We start from the raw sequence: 15779 nt of genomic DNA on the forward strand, positions 1-15779 counted from the left end.
ATGCACCTGCTCAGGACCCAGCCGGGCGGATTCGTCTCGGACGACAACATTGCCGACCTCGGACAAACCCCCGCCGAGCTGGTGATCCTGTGCAGCGGCGATTCCAGCCTGGCGCTGCTCGCGGAGGCTGCGCAGCAACTGCCCGATGATTATCCGAGCCTGCGTCTGGCCAACCCGATGCAGGTGCAGAATCATGCCTCGGTCGATCTGTATGTCGACGAAGTGCTGCGCCACGCCAAGGTCATTCTGATCTCACTGCACGGCGGCATCGCCTATTGGCGCTACGGTGTCGCGCGGCTGGTCGAGTTGTCCGAACGCGGCGTGCAACTGATTCTGGTGCCCGGCGATGACCGCCCGGACCCCGAGCTCAGCGACTTGAGCACGGTCAGCGCCGACGTGCGCGATCGACTCTGGCAATTCCTGCGTCAGGGCGGCATGGGTAACGCGCTGGATTTCTTCCGTTGCCTGGGCAACCAATGGTTCGCCCGCGATTACCCGTGGAGCGAGCCGCAAACCCTGCCGCGCACGGCGATTTATCACCCACAGAAAAACAGCGCTGCCCTGAGCGACTGGCAAGCCGAATGGCTGCCCGGTCAACCGGTGGCGGCGCTGTTGTTTTATCGCTCGCATTTGCAGGCGGCGAACACGGCGTTCATCGATGTGTTCTGTCAGCGTTTGCAGGCAGCCGGACTCAATCCGCTGCCGATCGCGGTGGCCAGTCTGAAAGAACCCGGTTGCTTGTCGGTGGTCGAGGACTGGCTGGATGAAGTCGAGGCGGGGGTGATTCTCAACACCACCGGTTTTGCCCAATCGAGTCCCGAGGCGCCGCATCTGCGCCCGTTTCGCCGCAACATCCCGGTGATTCAAGCGATCTGCGCCCAGGACAACGAGCCTGGCTGGCGCGACAGCGAGCAGGGCCTCGGGCCGCGCGATCTGGCGATGCACATTGCTTTGCCCGAACTTGACGGACGCATCATCAGCCGCCCGATCAGCTTCAAGGATCTGGCCTGGCGCAGCGAGCGCAGCCAGTCCGATGTGGTCTGTTATCGCGCCCAACCTGAACGCATGGATTTCGTCGCCGAACTGGCGCGGCGCTGGATTGCTCTGGGGCGGGTGCCCAATGGCGAAAAACGCATCGCGCTGATCCTCGCCAACTACCCGACCCGCGACGGCCGCATCGGCAACGGTGTCGGCCTCGATACGCCAGCGGCGGCGCTGAACATCCTCCGCGCTTTGCGCGAAGAGGGTTATCCGGTCACGGCCGAGTTGCCCGATAGCGGCACCGAGCTGATCCAGCAATTGCTCGGCGGTGTCAGCAACGACCTCGACAGTCTCGACCTGCGCCCGTGCCAGCAAAGCCTGGCGATGGACGATTACCTGGCAATGTTCAACGCGTTGCCGGAGGCGAATCGCGCGGCGGTACTCGAGCGCTGGGGATCGCCACACAACGATCCGATGTGTCGCGACGGCCGGCTGATGATCGCCGGTCTGCGTTTCGGTCTGACCTTTGTCGGCATCCAGCCGGCCCGCGGTTATCAGGTCGATCCCAGCTCGGTGTATCACGACCCGGATCTGGTCCCGCCGCACGGCTATCTGGCCTTCTATTTCTGGTTGCGCAACACCTACGGCGCCCACGGCGTGATCCACGTCGGCAAGCACGGCAATCTCGAATGGCTGCCGGGCAAAGGTGTTGGGCTGTCGGAAAACTGCTGGCCCGACGCGCTGCTCGGGCCGTTGCCGAATATCTATCCGTTTATCGTCAACGATCCGGGCGAGGGTGCCCAGGCCAAACGGCGCACGCAAGCGGTGATCATCGACCACTTGATGCCACCGCTGACCCGCGCCGAAACCTATGGGCCGCTGCGCAATCTGGAGTTGCTGGCCGACGAATATTACGAGGCGCAACTGCTCGATCCGCGCCGTGCCCGCGAGTTGCAGCGCGACATTCTGCAATTGGTGCGGGACACGCAGATCGACCGCGAGCTGCAACTGGATGCAGCGCTGGACAGCGATGCCGATGCGGCGATCTGGTTGCCGCGTCTCGACACTTATCTGTGCGATCTGAAGGAATCGCAGATTCGCGATGGGTTGCACATTTTTGGTGAATCGCCGAGCGGGCGCTTGCGTATCGACACCTTGCTGGCGTTGCTGCGCATCCCGCGCGGTGACGGTAAAGGCGCGCAGTCGAGCTTGTTGCGAGCGTTGGCCAAGGCGTTTGAGTTGGGCTTCGACCCCTTGGATTGTGCATTGGCCGATCCTTGGAATGGCCCGTGTCCGATCGAGTTGCAGGCCATCAGCGAAGAAGTCTGGCGCACCGCCGGCGACACCCGCGAACGCCTCGAACTCTTCGCCGCAGACCTGATCTTCCAAGCACTGAATGTCCCCTGTGGGAGCGAGCCTGCTCGCGAAAGCGGTGAGTCAGGTAAATCATTGTTGAATCACACACCGAGTTCGCGAGCAGGCTCGCTCCCACAAGGGGCGGGTTGGGCTGAGGTTGATTCGATACTCGAGCATCTGCGCGAAGTCGTCGCCCCGCGCCTCGACGCGTGCGGCCCCGCCGAAATGCGCGGTCTGCTCGACGCCCTCAGCGGTCGTTTCGTCCCGGCCGGCCCCAGCGGTGCGCCCAGCCGTGGCCGCCTCGACGTGTTGCCCACCGGGCGTAATTTTTATTCAGTCGACGTGCGCAATCTACCGACCACCACCGCGTGGCGCATCGGATTCCAGTCGGCAACGCTGATTCTCGAACGACACTTGCAGGATCACGGCGATCACTTGCGCCACCTCGGCTTGTCCGTGTGGGGCACTGCAACCATGCGCACTGGCGGCGATGACATTGCTCAGGCCATGGCGCTGATGGGCGTGCGTCCGGTCTGGGCCACGGGCAGTCAGCGCGTGGATGATTTCGAGATTCTGCCGCTGAGCCTGCTCGATCGTCCGCGAGTCGACGTGACGCTGCGGGTGTCGGGGTTTTTCCGTGATGCGTTTGCCAATCTCATCCGCCTGTTCGACGCCGCCGTGCAAGCGGTGGCCGCGCTGGACGAGCCGGATGACTTGAACCCACTCGCCGCCAAGGTGCGTGCCGAACGCGAAGCGCTGTTGCAATCAGGCCTCGACGAGGACACGGCGCGGCGTCAAGCCGGGTGGCGGATTTTCGGGGCGAAACCGGGAGCGTACGGCGCCGGGGTGCAAGGCGCTATCGACGGACGTCTGTGGCAGTCGCGCGAAGACCTCGCCGAGGTCTACCTGAACTGGGGCGCCTATGCTTACGGCGGTGCCGACGAGGGCACGGCCGCCCGCGCGCAATTCAGCCAGCGCCTGAGCCAGGTGCAAGCGGTGCTGCAAAACCAGGACAACCGCGAGCATGACTTGCTCGATTCCAACGATTACTACCAGTTCCAGGGCGGCATGCTCGCGGCGGTGGAGACGCTGCGCGGCGAAGCGGCGGCCAGCTATCACGGCGATCACAGCCAACCGGATCTGCCGAAGATTCGTACCTTAAAGGAAGAATTGAACCGCGTGGTGCGCTCGCGCGCGGCGAATCCGAAGTGGATCGACGGGGTCAAGCGTCACGGCTACAAAGGCGCGTTCGAACTGGCGGCGACGGTTGATAATCTGTTCGCCTTCGATGCGACTACGCAATTGATCGACGACCATCAATATGCGTTGCTGGCGGAGGCATATTTGCTCGATCCGGCGACCCGGGATTTTGTTCGTGAGCATAATCCCCATGCGCTGCGCGACATGACCGAACGCATGCTCGAAGCGCAGCAGCGCGGGATGTGGCAGGAGCCGGGGGCTTATAAGGAAGCGCTGGAGAATTTGCTGTTGGATATCGAGGAAGATATGTAGCCGCTAAAAAGCTACCCTCACCCCAGCCCTCTCCCGGAGGGAGAGGGGGCCGATCTTTAGCGCTGTCGAAGTTTGCGTCGACCCGATGCATCACGTCGACAGAACTCGAGAGGCCATCACGGTCTGTTCCCTCTCCCTCTGGGAGAGGGCTAGGTGAGGGCAACAACTGACACACCACAACGTCACGACCATCCACGACCACGAAAGAGAAACCCATGACCGACACCCCGCATTTCCCGCTCTCCGCCGTGGTCGGCGCCGATGACTTGAAACTCGCCCTGTGCCTGACCGCCATCGACCCGAAAATCGGCGGCGTACTTATAGAAGGCCCGCGCGGCATGGCCAAGTCGACCCTGGCCCGGGGCCTGGCGGACCTGCTCGCCAGCGGCCAATTTGTCACGTTGCCATTGGGCGCAACTGAAGAGCGCCTGGTCGGCACCCTCGATCTCGACGCTGCCCTGAGCGGCGCTCGCGCGCAGTTTTCGCCCGGTGTCCTGGCCAAGGCTGACGGTGGCGTGCTGTACGTCGATGAAGTCAATCTGCTGCCCGATCATCTGGTCGACCTGCTGCTCGATGTCGCCGCCAGCGGTACCAACCTGATCGAACGTGACGGCATCTCCCATCGGCATTCGGCGAAATTCGTTCTGATCGGCACCATGAACCCGGAAGAGGGCGAGCTGCGGCCGCAACTGCTTGACCGCTTCGGCTTGAACGTTGCCCTCAGCGGCCACACCGCGCCCGCCGAACGTGGACAGATCATTCGCCGGCGGCTGGATTTCGACAGCGATCCACAAGGGTTCTGCGCGCAGTGGGCGAGCGAGCAACACATCCTGCGTTCGCGCTGTGAAAGCGCCCGCGAGCGCTTGGCAGCCATCCCGCTGGATGATGCGGCATTGGCGTTGATTACCGAGCGTTGTTTCGCCGCCGGCGTCGATGGCTTGCGCGCTGATCTGGTCTGGTTGCGCGCGGCTCGCGCCCATGCGGCATGGCGTGGGGCCGATGCGATTGCTGAAGAGGATATCGACGCGGTGGCCGAATTTGCCCTGCGCCATCGCCGTCGCGAACAACCTTCATCCAGCGCCCAATCACAAGCGCAATCTCCGTCAGGCACAGACAGCAAATCCGGCGAAGGCCAGGGCCAGTGGGGCGAGATGCCGGCAACGGCGCAAGCCACCGGTGCCCGCCGCGAAGTTCCGAGCTGGCCGCCACAGGCAAAAAAGCCCTAGGCATTCGCCCCCGATCCGACGCGGGGGCGAATGCCAGACCCCGTGCCGGACAACTCGATAACGGTCGTCAGGGCCAACGCCAGAGCGCCAGCAGCGGTTCGGTGAACTGGCCGGGCACGCTGCTCAATGGCCTCCCTCAGCGTCGCGCTGATTTGCTGTTTCAACAGCGTACCCGTTCGCCCCATGAAGTCTGGCTGGTGATCGTCGACGCGTCGGCTTCGACCCGTCGCCATCAGGCCTTGAGCGATGCCAAGGGCCTGCTCGCGCAGTTGTTCGACGATGCTTACCGCCAGCGGGCGCGGCTGGCGTTGCTGACCGCCAGTGGTTCTGCGCCGAAATGGCAGGTGCAAGGCTTGAAGGCCTCAAGCGGCCTGAGCGCCTGGCTTGACGGTCTGGGCGCTGGTGGCGGCACGCCGTTGCTCGCGGCGCTGGAGCAGGCGCAGCAATGGCTGACGGTTAGACGCAAGCGCTTTCCCGCCGAACAGCAACGCTGCCTGATCGTGACCGATGGTCGCTTGAAAGAGCTGTCGGGGTTGCCGGTGCTGGCGTGCCCGGGATTGCTGATCGACATCGAACGCGGGCCGATTCGACTGGGCCGGGCGAAGGATCTGGCGACCGCGCTGCAAGCGCAGTATCAGCATATCGATGAGCTGGGTCTACGCTGAAACCGCCGCACCGCTCGCACCCTGTGGGAGCGAGCCTGCTCGCGAAGGCTTTTTCGGCAACGCTGAAAATCTTCGGTTACATTGATTCATACAGATCTTGAAATGATTTACCGCTGTGGAGCGGACCAGTCGACCCTGTACGCTCGAAGGCCATTTTTCATTCAGGATCTACATGAACACCCTCTCGGAGCCTCCCAGTCAGCACTCTCCAGCGCAACGTTGCGCGGTCTTGATCCATTCGCAGCATCCTGTTTTCCGACTCCCGACTATGGTTGATAACGCGGCTCTTGAGCCTTCGCGTTGCACTTCGCCGTGTCCGGCCGCCTGAATTCACTGAAGAGAGATCGAGACGTTTTATGGAATGGTTAGCGGATCCCACGGCCTGGTTAGGCCTGTTGACTCTGATCGTGCTGGAACTGGTGCTGGGTATCGACAACCTGGTATTCATCGCAATTCTTGCCGACAAACTGCCGCCGCATCAGCGTGATCGTGCGCGCATCATCGGCTTGTCGCTGGCGTTGATCATGCGCCTGGGCCTGTTGGCGAGCATTTCCTGGCTGGTCACGCTCACGCAACCGTTGTTCGAGGTGTTCGACAAGAGCTTCTCCGGCCGCGACCTGATCATGCTGTTTGGTGGTGTGTTCCTGCTGTTCAAAGCGACGATGGAGTTGCATGAACGCCTCGAAGGCCACGTCGGCGAGCGCTCGACCAACACGACCTACGCGCTGTTCTGGCCGATCGTGGCGCAGATCGTGGTGCTCGACGCCGTGTTCTCGCTCGACGCGGTGATTACCGCCGTGGGCATGGTCGATGAACTGGCGGTGATGATGATCGCCGTGATCATTTCCATCGGCCTGATGATCGTCGCCAGCAAGCCGCTGACCCGCTTCGTCAACGCACATCCGACCGTGATCATGCTGTGCCTGGGCTTCCTGATGATGATCGGTTTTGCCCTGACCGCCGAAGGTCTGGGCTTCCATATCCCGAAAGGTTACCTGTACGCGGCCATCGGTTTCTCGATCCTGATTGAGGTGTTCAACCAGATCGCCCGGGCTCGGCGCAAACGTTCGATGCAGGGCGTGCGGCCGATGCGTGAGCGCACGGCACATGCAGTGATGCGTCTGCTCGGCGGGCGCAAACTGGCGGCGGAGGAGGTTGGCGAGGAAATCTCCGACCTGCTGGACAACGGTGAAGCGCCGGTGGCCGAGCTGTTCGACCGTCGTGAGCGGGTGATGATCAGCGGTGTGCTGCAACTGGCGGAACGGCCGATTCGCAACCTGATGACGGTGCGCGCCGACGTTGACCTGATTGATCTTGCGGATGACGCCGAAACCATTCGCACGAAGTTGATGCATTCGTCCTACTCGCGCTTGCCGTTGATTCGCGATGGCGCGGTGGACGAGCCGCTGGGCTTCGTACACAAGAAGGAACTGCTCAAGGAATATCTGGCGGGCAACGAGCCGAACCTGGAGCATCTGGCACGCAAGACCGTCAATCTGCTCGACAGTTACTCAATCCTCAATGCCCTGGAGCAGATGCGCGCGGCCTCGACCCACATCGCTTTCGTGGTCAACGAGTTTGGCGATTTCGTCGGTGTGTTGACCATGACCGACATCCTCGAATCGATCGCTGGCGAACTACCCGATGCCAGCGAAATCGAAGGCCCGGACGTGGTCGAAGAGCGCGGCGGGTTTCTGGTCAGCGGCGCGCTGCCCTTGGCTCGCGTTCGCCAGCGTACCGGCTTCGATGCCGAGCCGACGGAGGACTATCAGACCATGGCCGGGTTGGTGATGAGTCTGCTGGATCGCTTGCCGATGACCGGCGATCAACTGGAATACGAGGGCTGGCAATTGACTGTCAAAGCGGTGGAAGAGCGGAGGGTGACGCGGGTGTTGCTGGAGCGCGCTGCCGCGTAATACTTGCGTTTTCTAAAAGCTGTGCCGGCCTTTTTGCGAGCGGGCTCGCTGCCACATTGCAATGCGGTTCAATGTGGCAGCTAGCCTGCTCGCGAAGGCAATTTGGCAGGCACTCCATACCTCTGAGGAGGCTCGTTCAGTACATCCTCCGTAGGCGCCCATGTGGGACGGTACGCAAAGTACGAAGTGTCTGACGCAGCCAAGGCAGATCATGCTTCCGTTTACGCGCGGCAAAGGGGGCTTTGGTCTTGCCGATGTGCACGGCGAAATCCCGTGCGAGGGTTTCTTCAGTGCCGATACCTTTGAGCTTTTTCATCAGCCTGCCGTTTTTATAGAACAGCACGGTTGGCGTGCCCGTGACATTCGGGTGCTTGGGCGATTGGCTGGTATTGAGCATATAGATGTTGGCGCGCAGTCGGTAAGGCTCGGCAATCTGCCGAAAGATCGGCCCGGACCATTCGCAGGCGGGGCAATGTTCATTGGCGAAATAAAGAATGACCGGACGCCAGGTTTTCAGGGCTTTGCGGTAAACCGGGGCCAGCGCGGAAGTTGTGTTGGTGACGTTCATCGAAGGGTCCTTTTCAACGAGCGGATAGGTTCCTTGACGTTAAAGGAGTAGGCACGTCTGGGTCTACTGTCAGAAATTACAGGTGGACTGCGTAACCACGAGAAGTGCTGTCGTCACGGTGATAGCCGTCGCGAGACGGCAGGGTGGTGATGTCTACGGGCAGGCGCTAAAGCGCTGATACCGGGTTTTGCTCAACTGTCACCCTGATTCGCACCACAACGGCGCGATCTGACCCAAGTTGGGAACGCATTACCCCTTTCCTGGCTTTGTCAGGTGTTTCCTTCGCTCCTGGTCGGGCCAAACCCTTTGGTCCACGAAACATATCTTGTTGATTCCAAAAGCGTTCAACGCAGTTACAGATTTCGCGAGATTCCTGTGGCACACTTTCTGCTGTCTATTCCGTAGTAACAAACCGTGTTCCGGTATAGCGGAATAAACACAATTCTGGAGTGCTTGCCATGCGTCGCCATCCTTCGTTGTTCAAAGCGTGTGTTTTTGTCCTTGCGGCTTCTTCCTCGGTCATGGGTCTGGCCCAGGCGGCCGACAGCAAGCTCGACAGTGTTCTCGCCCGTGGCAAGTTGATCGTGGGCACCGGCAGCACCAACGCGCCGTGGCACTTTCAGGGCGCGGACGGCAAGTTGCAGGGTTTTGATATCGACATCGCCAGGATGGTGGCCAAGGGACTGTTCAACGACCCGAGTAAAGTCGAGTTCGTGGTGCAGTCGTCCGATGCGCGTATCCCCAACCTGCTGACCGACAAGGTCGACATGAGCTGCCAGTTCATCACCGTCACCGCGAGCCGCGCGCAGCAAGTGGCATTCACTCTGCCGTACTACCGCGAAGGCGTCGGCCTGCTGTTGCCGAACAACAGCAAGTACAAGGAAATCGAAGACCTGCAGGCAGCGGGCGATGACGTTACCGTTGCGGTGCTGCAAAACGTCTACGCCGAAGAATTGGTGCATCAGGCATTGCCCAAGGCCAAGGTCGATCAGTACGACAGCGTCGACCTGATGTATCAGGCAGTGAACTCCGGCCGTGCCGATGCCGCCGCAACCGATCAGTCGTCGGTCAAATACCTGATGGTGCAGAACCCGGGCCGCTACCGCAGCCCGAGCTATGCCTGGAGCCCGCAGACTTACGCCTGCGCAGTCAAACGTGGCGATCAGGACTGGCTGAACTTCGTAAACACCGCGCTGCATGAAGCAATGACCGGGGTTGAGTTCCCGACCTACGCCGCCTCCTTCAAGCAATGGTTCGGTGTCGATCTGCCGTCGCCCGCGATCGGTTTCCCAGTCGAATTCAAATGATCCCGTGAGAGTGGGGCGATTTCAGTCGCCCCGCTCAAGGTACTGCTGACCATGAATTATCAGTTGAACTTTGCCGCCGTGTGGCGCGATTTCGACACCTTGCTGGCAGGGCTCGGGCTGGGCTTGCAGCTGGCGCTGGTGTCGATCGCCATCGGCTGCGTGATCGGCCTGCTGATGGCGTTTGCCTTGCTCTCCAAACATCGCGCCTTGCGGGTGCTGGCCTCGGTGTACGTCACGGTGGTGCGCAACACGCCAATCCTGGTGTTGATTCTGTTGATCTACTTCGCACTGCCCAGTCTTGGCATTCGTCTGGACAAGATTCCTTCGTTCATCATCACGCTGTCGCTGTATGCCGGCGCGTACCTGACCGAAGTCTTTCGTGGCGGCTTGCTGAGCATTCCCAAAGGCCAGCGTGAAGCCGGGCTGGCAATCGGTCTCGGTGAATGGCAGGTCAAGGCTTACGTCACCGTGCCGGTGATGCTGCGCAATGTGCTGCCGGCGCTGTCGAACAACTTCATTTCGCTGTTCAAGGACACCTCGCTGGCGGCTGCGATTGCGGTGCCGGAGCTGACCTATTACGCGCGCAAGATCAACGTCGAGAGCTACCGGGTGATCGAAACCTGGCTGGTGACCACGGCGTTGTATGTCGCGGCCTGTTACCTCATTGCCATGCTGCTGCGTTACCTCGAGCAGCGTCTGGCGATCCGCCGATAGGAGGCTGCGATGTACCAATCTCCCAGTTGGTTGCATGAATTGTGGCTCGCCCGCGAGCCTTTGTGGCAGGGCTTTCTGACCAGTGTGCAGGTCTCGGCGCTGGCCATCGTCTTGGGCACCATGCTCGGCGTGGTTGCCGGCCTGGTCCTGACTTACGGCAGATTCTGGATGCGCGCGCCGTTTCGGCTGTACGTCGATCTGATTCGCGGCACGCCGGTGTTTGTATTGGTGCTGGCCTGCTTTTATATGGCGCCGGCGCTCGGTTGGCAGATCAGCGCGTTTCAGGCCGGAGCCTTGGGCCTGACGCTGTTCTGCGGCTCGCACGTCGCCGAAATCGTCCGTGGCGCCTTGCAAGCCCTGCCGCGCGGGCAGATGGAGGCGGGCAAAGCCATCGGTCTGACGTTCTACCAATCCCTCGGCTACGTACTGTTGCCTCAGGCGCTGCGGCAGATTTTGCCGACCTGGGTCAACTCGTCCACCGAAATCGTCAAGGCTTCGACCTTGCTCTCGGTGATCGGCGTCGCCGAATTGCTGCTCAGCACGCAACAGATCATCGCCCGAAACTTCATGACCCTGGAGTTCTACCTGTTCGCCGGTTTTCTGTTCTTCGTCATCAACTACGCCATCGAGTTACTCGGCCGGCACATTGAAAAGCGGGTGGCCTTGCCATGACTCAAGCTCAAGTTGTTTCACAGAATCAGGCGTTGCTGGACATTCGCGGCCTGCACAAACAGTACGGCGCGGTGGAAGTGCTCAAGGGTGTCGACCTGAGCATGCAGCGTGGCAACGTCGTTACGCTGATCGGCTCCAGTGGCTCGGGCAAGACCACGCTGCTGCGTTGCGTGAACATGCTTGAAGAGTTTCAGGGCGGGCAGATTCTGCTCGACGGCGAATCCATCGGCTATGACGAGGTCAACGGCAAACGCGTTCGCCATGCGGAAAAGGTCATTGCCCGTCATCGTGCGATGACCGGCATGGCGTTCCAGCAATTCAACCTGTTTCCGCACCTGACCGCGTTGCAGAACGTCACCTTGGGCCTGCTCAAGGTGAAGAAGATGCACAAGGACGAAGCCGTGGTGCTTGCCGAAAAATGGTTGGAGCGTGTCGGCCTGCTGGAGCGGCGCAATCACTTTCCCGGTCAGTTGTCCGGCGGCCAGCAACAGCGCGTGGCGATTGCCCGAGCTATTGCGATGAACCCGAGCCTGATGCTCTTTGACGAAGTCACCTCGGCCCTCGATCCGGAGCTGGTCGGTGAGGTGCTCAACGTGATCAAGGGGCTGGCCGAGGACGGCATGACCATGTTGCTGGTGACCCACGAAATGCGTTTCGCTTTCGAGGTCTCGGACAAAATCGTATTCATGAATCAAGGGCGGATCGAAGAGCAGGGGCCTCCCAAGGAACTGTTCGAACGCCCGCAATCGCCGCGTCTGGCGGAATTTCTCAAAAGCACGCGGTTTTGAATCTGCACTTTTGCAATCAGGAGAAACACCCATGAGCATTACGCGTTACGGCACCGGCAGCACCGCCGCCGGCGGCCAGCCTCGTCCATTCGCCCGCGCAGTCGAAGCGGATGGCTGGCTGCATGTGTCCGGCCAGGTACCGGCAGTAGATGGCGAGATCATCGTCGGCGGGATTGTCGAACAGACCCACCAGACCATGAAGAACCTGATCGCGATTCTTGAAGAGGCCGGTTATGGCCTTGAGGACGTGGTTCGCGCCGGCGTCTGGCTGGACGATCCACGGGATTTCAGCAGCTTCAACAAAGTCTTCGCCGAGTATTTCAAACCCGAACACGCCCCGGCGCGGGCCTGTGTGCAGGCGAGCATGATGGTTGATTGCAAGGTTGAGATCGACTGCATTGCCTACAAGAAGAAGGCCTGAAACAAGTGCAGCCCTCTTCGCGAGCAGGCTCGCTCCCACATTTGGAATGCGTTTTCCTGTGGGAGCGAGCCTGCTCGCGAAAGCGATGTAACAGGCGACACTGGACTCTCGGTAAACTCCCGGCGACTTTGAATGGAAACCACTGACATGACCGAAGACACCATCAAGCGCCGGGCACGTGGTCTGGACCGGGCGTTCGATATCCTCGATTTTCTCAAGGAAATCGGCCAGCCCCTGCGCCCCAATGACATCGCCAACGGCATCGGCGGCCCGAAATCCACGGTCTACGAGCTGGTCGCATCCTTGCTGGAACGGCGGATTCTGGAACCGGTGGGCAAGGACGGCCACGTCTATCTCGGCCGCCAGTTGTACTTCCTCGGCCAAGCGCATCTGCGTCATTTCGACCTCAGCCGCGAGGCCGATCACGCCTTGCAGGAGATCGTCAGCCAGACCCGCGAAACCGCGCAGATGTGCCTGCTCAACGGGCGCAAATACACGGTGGCGTTGATGAAGGAGGGCGAGCGGCATTTCCGCATCTCATCGGATATCGGCGAAAACGCGCCGATCCCGTGGACCGCCTCCGGGCGCTTGCTGCTCGCGCATTTGAGCGATCAGCAGATCATCGACCTGATCGACGAGGACGACTACATCCTGCCCGACGGCGAACGCCTGCCGCTGGAACGCTTTCTGGCGGAGATTCGTCAGGCTGGCCTCGATGGCTTCTTCTCCTTCGACAGCGTCGCCGACACGTTCACCCATTGCTTCGCCGCGCCGGTGAAAGACCCGCAAGGCGTGGCCATTTGCACGTTGTGCATCGTCGCCCCACGCGCCGATGCAAAAAACAATTACAACGACTATCGCCGGGTGCTGATCGAGAGCGCCAACAGCCTCGCCCGGCGGATCAACGAATAACCGCGGCTGCCTGCGGCCGCGACTGTGAGGACTGGACCATGACCACTGCCATCAACTCTGCCGTAGAAAAAGGCGACGCCGCCATCGGCGCGCAACTGACCCGCGACGTCAGCCTGCCGGCGTTGGTGCTGCACCGCGAGGCGCTGGAGCACAACATTCGCTGGATGCAGAAATTTGTCAGCGACAGCGGCGCCGAACTCGCGCCCCACGGCAAAACCAGCATGACCCCGGCACTGTTCAAGCGACAGCTCGACGCCGGCGCCTGGGGCATCACCCTCGCCAGCGCCACCCAGACCCGCGCCGCTTATGCTCACGGCGTACGTCGGGTGTTGATGGCCAATCAATTGGTCGGCACGCCGAACATGGCGTTGATTGCCGATCTGCTCGCCGATCCGACGTTCGATTTCTATTGCATGGTCGATCACCCGGACAACGTCGCCGACCTCGGGGCTTACTTCGCTTCCCGTGGGGTCAAGCTCAACGTGATGATCGAATATGGCGTGGTTGGCGGGCGCTGCGGGTGCCGCAGCGAGCAGGAAGTCATCGAGCTGGCCAAGGCCATCGATGCGCAACCGGCGCTGGCACTGACCGGCATTGAAGGTTACGAAGGCGTGATTCATGGCGATCATGCGGTCAGTGGCATTCGCCAGTTCGCCGCGTCGCTGGTGCGCCTGGCGGTGCAGCTGCAGGACAGCGGCGCTTTCGCCATTGCCAAACCGATCATCACCGCATCGGGTTCAGCCTGGTATGACCTGATCGCCGAATCCTTCGAAACCCAGAACGCCGCTGGCCGCTTCCTCAGTGTGTTGCGCCCGGGCAGTTACGTGGCCCACGACCATGGTATCTACAAAGAGGCGCAGTGCTGCGTGCTCGACCGTCGCAGCGATCTGCACGAAGGCCTGCGCCCGGCGCTGGAAGTCTGGGCTCATGTGCAGTCGCTGCCGGAACCGGGTTTCGCGGTGATCGCCCTGGGCAAGCGCGACGTCGCATTCGACGCCGGTTTGCCGGTGCCGTTGTTGCGCTACAAGGCCGGTGTGGTGCCGGCGACAGGTGATGATATCGGTGCGTGCAAGGTCACGGCGGTGATGGATCAGCATGCGTTCATGACCGTGGCGCCGGGTGTAGAACTGCGGGTCGGCGACATCATTTCCTTTGGTACTTCGCATCCGTGCCTGACGTTTGACAAATGGCGTGTTGGGTTGCTGGTGGATGAGCAGTTGGCGGTCATCGAGACCATGGAGACTTGTTTCTAAGGCTTGAGACCGAGGCGCGGCCAATCGCTGGCAAGCCAGCTCCCACAGGGCCGGAGGTGATTACCCAATTTATGTTCACCTTGACTATGTGGGAGCTGGCTTGCCAGCGATGACGCCACAACAGCCATCACCGAACGACCAGAGACCCTACCAGATGACCACGCTCAGCCCTCTGGGGCCCAACACCCCACGCATCGCCCTGATCGGCGAATGCATGATCGAACTGCAACAACGTGCCGACGGCAGTCTGCAGCAAAGCTTCGGTGGCGATACCCTCAATACGGCCGTGTACCTGTCCCGCGCGCTGGGCGACAAGGCGCAAGTCGATTACGTTACCGCGCTGGGCGATGACAGTTTCAGTGACGCAATGTGCCAGATCTGGCGCAGCGAAGGCATCGGCCTCGATCTGGTGCAGCGCTTGCCCGGTCGGCTTCCCGGTTTGTATTGCATACAGACCGACGCCAACGGCGAGCGGCGCTTTCTGTACTGGCGCAACGAAGCGGCGGTACGCGATTGCTTCACTACCCCTGCGGCCGAGCCGATTCTCGCGGCCTTGCCGGACTACGACGTGCTGTATTTCAGCGGAATCACCCTCGCCGTACTTGGCATGCAAGGCCGTGCCCGCCTGATCAAGACGTTGAGCGAAGCCCGGCAGCGCGATGCGCGCATCGTGTTTGACAACAACTACCGCCCACGCTTGTGGGCTTCTGTGGAAGAGGCCCGCGCGGCATATCGCAGCGTCTTGCCCTATGTCGATCTGGCGTTGCTCACCGTGGATGACGAACAGGCGTTGTTCGGGTTTGCCGATTGCGCTGAGGTGTTTGCGACGTATGCGCAGATTGGCACGCCAGAAGTGGTGCTCAAGCGCGGCGCGGAGGCGTGCCTGATTCGTTGTCAGGGGGAGGCGTTTGAGGTGCCGGCGCAAAAGGTCGACAAGGTTGTCGACACCACGGCGGCGGGGGATTCGTTCAGTGCGGCATATCTGGCCCGGCGCTTGCTCGGCGGCAGCCCGGCAGAGGCGGCCCAAGCGGGACATGAATTGGCCAGTCAGGTGATACAGGTGCCAGGGGCGCTGATCCCCAGGTAGTCAGAGAATGGCCGCTTGCTGCGCAATCGGTTCGCGAGCAGGCTCGCTCCCACGATGAAAATCCGGTCGAAATGTGGGAGCGAGCCTGCTCGCGAAGAAGCTCGACAGCCAGCCGATCAATCCCGATAAAACACCTGCACCAGGTGATAACCAAACTTGCTCTTGATCGGTCCATGCACGGTGCGCAGTGGTTTCTTGAAAATCACCGCATCAATCGCGCCGACCATCTGTCCTGGACGTACTTCGCCCAGATCACCGCCGCGTTTGCCGGACGGGCAGGTGGAAAACTTCTTCGCCAGCACATCGAATGCTTCGCCCTTGGCGATGCGCTGTTTGAGTTGTTCGGCCTCTTCGGCGGTTTTCACCAGAATGTGGCGGGCTTGGGCTTTCATCGTGCAATA

At 61.2% G+C, this 15779-nt stretch carries 14 protein-coding genes; 12 read left to right on the forward strand and 2 right to left on the reverse strand.

What is annotated here, in order from left to right; all coding sequences use genetic code 11:
* The 4 genes from cobN (at position 1) to AB4N73_RS06720 (ending at position 7656) form a co-directional block, all read left to right on the forward strand.
* On the forward strand, positions 1–3849 hold the full coding sequence (gene cobN / locus AB4N73_RS06705) for a cobaltochelatase subunit CobN (RefSeq protein WP_460143111.1): 3849 nt from the start codon (positions 1–3) through the stop codon (positions 3847–3849).
* A gap of 215 nt (positions 3850–4064) precedes the next feature.
* Positions 4065–5075, forward strand: a complete 1011-nt coding sequence (locus AB4N73_RS06710; protein ID WP_252883707.1) for an ATP-binding protein — start codon at positions 4065–4067, stop codon at positions 5073–5075.
* Entirely contained in the window at positions 5048–5740 is a 693-nt protein-coding gene (locus tag AB4N73_RS06715) for a vWA domain-containing protein (RefSeq protein WP_460143577.1), read from the forward strand. The genes AB4N73_RS06710 and AB4N73_RS06715 overlap by 28 nt, the downstream gene beginning before the upstream one ends.
* A gap of 356 nt (positions 5741–6096) precedes the next feature.
* On the forward strand, positions 6097–7656 hold the full coding sequence (locus tag AB4N73_RS06720; protein ID WP_041478708.1) for a TerC family protein: 1560 nt from the start codon (positions 6097–6099) through the stop codon (positions 7654–7656).
* A 136-nt stretch (positions 7657–7792) separates the two neighbouring features.
* Here AB4N73_RS06720 and AB4N73_RS06725 read toward each other — a convergent pair whose 3' ends face one another.
* Positions 7793–8224, reverse strand: a complete 432-nt coding sequence (locus tag AB4N73_RS06725) for a thioredoxin family protein (RefSeq protein WP_095179748.1) — start codon at positions 8222–8224, stop codon at positions 7793–7795.
* 458 nt (positions 8225–8682) lie between these two features.
* Here AB4N73_RS06725 and AB4N73_RS06730 point away from each other — a divergent pair, with 458 nt between their 5' ends.
* The 8 genes from AB4N73_RS06730 to kdgK all read left to right on the forward strand — a co-directional run bounded on the left by AB4N73_RS06730 (position 8683) and on the right by kdgK (position 15378).
* Positions 8683–9531 (forward strand): transporter substrate-binding domain-containing protein, encoded by an 849-nt coding sequence (locus tag AB4N73_RS06730; RefSeq protein WP_041478710.1) that lies wholly within the window; start codon positions 8683–8685, stop codon positions 9529–9531.
* Between the two features lie 51 nt (positions 9532–9582).
* On the forward strand, positions 9583–10245 hold the full coding sequence (locus tag AB4N73_RS06735; protein ID WP_024012746.1) for an amino acid ABC transporter permease: 663 nt from the start codon (positions 9583–9585) through the stop codon (positions 10243–10245).
* A gap of 9 nt (positions 10246–10254) precedes the next feature.
* Positions 10255–10917 (forward strand): amino acid ABC transporter permease, encoded by a 663-nt coding sequence (locus tag AB4N73_RS06740; protein ID WP_460143112.1) that lies wholly within the window; start codon positions 10255–10257, stop codon positions 10915–10917.
* Entirely contained in the window at positions 10914–11705 is a 792-nt protein-coding gene (locus tag AB4N73_RS06745; protein WP_406228975.1) for an amino acid ABC transporter ATP-binding protein, read from the forward strand. Before AB4N73_RS06740 ends, AB4N73_RS06745 begins: the two co-directional genes overlap by 4 nt.
* 31 nt (positions 11706–11736) lie before the next feature.
* Positions 11737–12126, forward strand: coding sequence for a RidA family protein (locus tag AB4N73_RS06750; RefSeq protein WP_016774497.1), 390 nt, complete (start codon positions 11737–11739; stop codon positions 12124–12126).
* Positions 12127–12273: 147 nt separating this feature from the next.
* Entirely contained in the window at positions 12274–13038 is a 765-nt protein-coding gene (locus AB4N73_RS06755; RefSeq protein WP_150635937.1) for an IclR family transcriptional regulator, read from the forward strand.
* A gap of 38 nt (positions 13039–13076) precedes the next feature.
* Positions 13077–14291, forward strand: coding sequence for an amino acid deaminase (locus tag AB4N73_RS06760; protein WP_252869352.1), 1215 nt, complete (start codon positions 13077–13079; stop codon positions 14289–14291).
* A 154-nt stretch (positions 14292–14445) separates the two neighbouring features.
* Positions 14446–15378, forward strand: coding sequence for a 2-dehydro-3-deoxygluconokinase (gene kdgK, locus AB4N73_RS06765; RefSeq protein WP_095179756.1), 933 nt, complete (start codon positions 14446–14448; stop codon positions 15376–15378).
* A 116-nt stretch (positions 15379–15494) separates the two neighbouring features.
* Here kdgK and AB4N73_RS06770 read toward each other — a convergent pair whose 3' ends face one another.
* Positions 15495–15770, reverse strand: a complete 276-nt coding sequence (locus tag AB4N73_RS06770) for a peptidylprolyl isomerase (protein WP_007912322.1) — start codon at positions 15768–15770, stop codon at positions 15495–15497.
* Between the last annotated feature and the right edge of the window lie 9 nt (positions 15771–15779).

Source organism: Pseudomonas sp. S3_B08, from assembly GCF_054667725.1.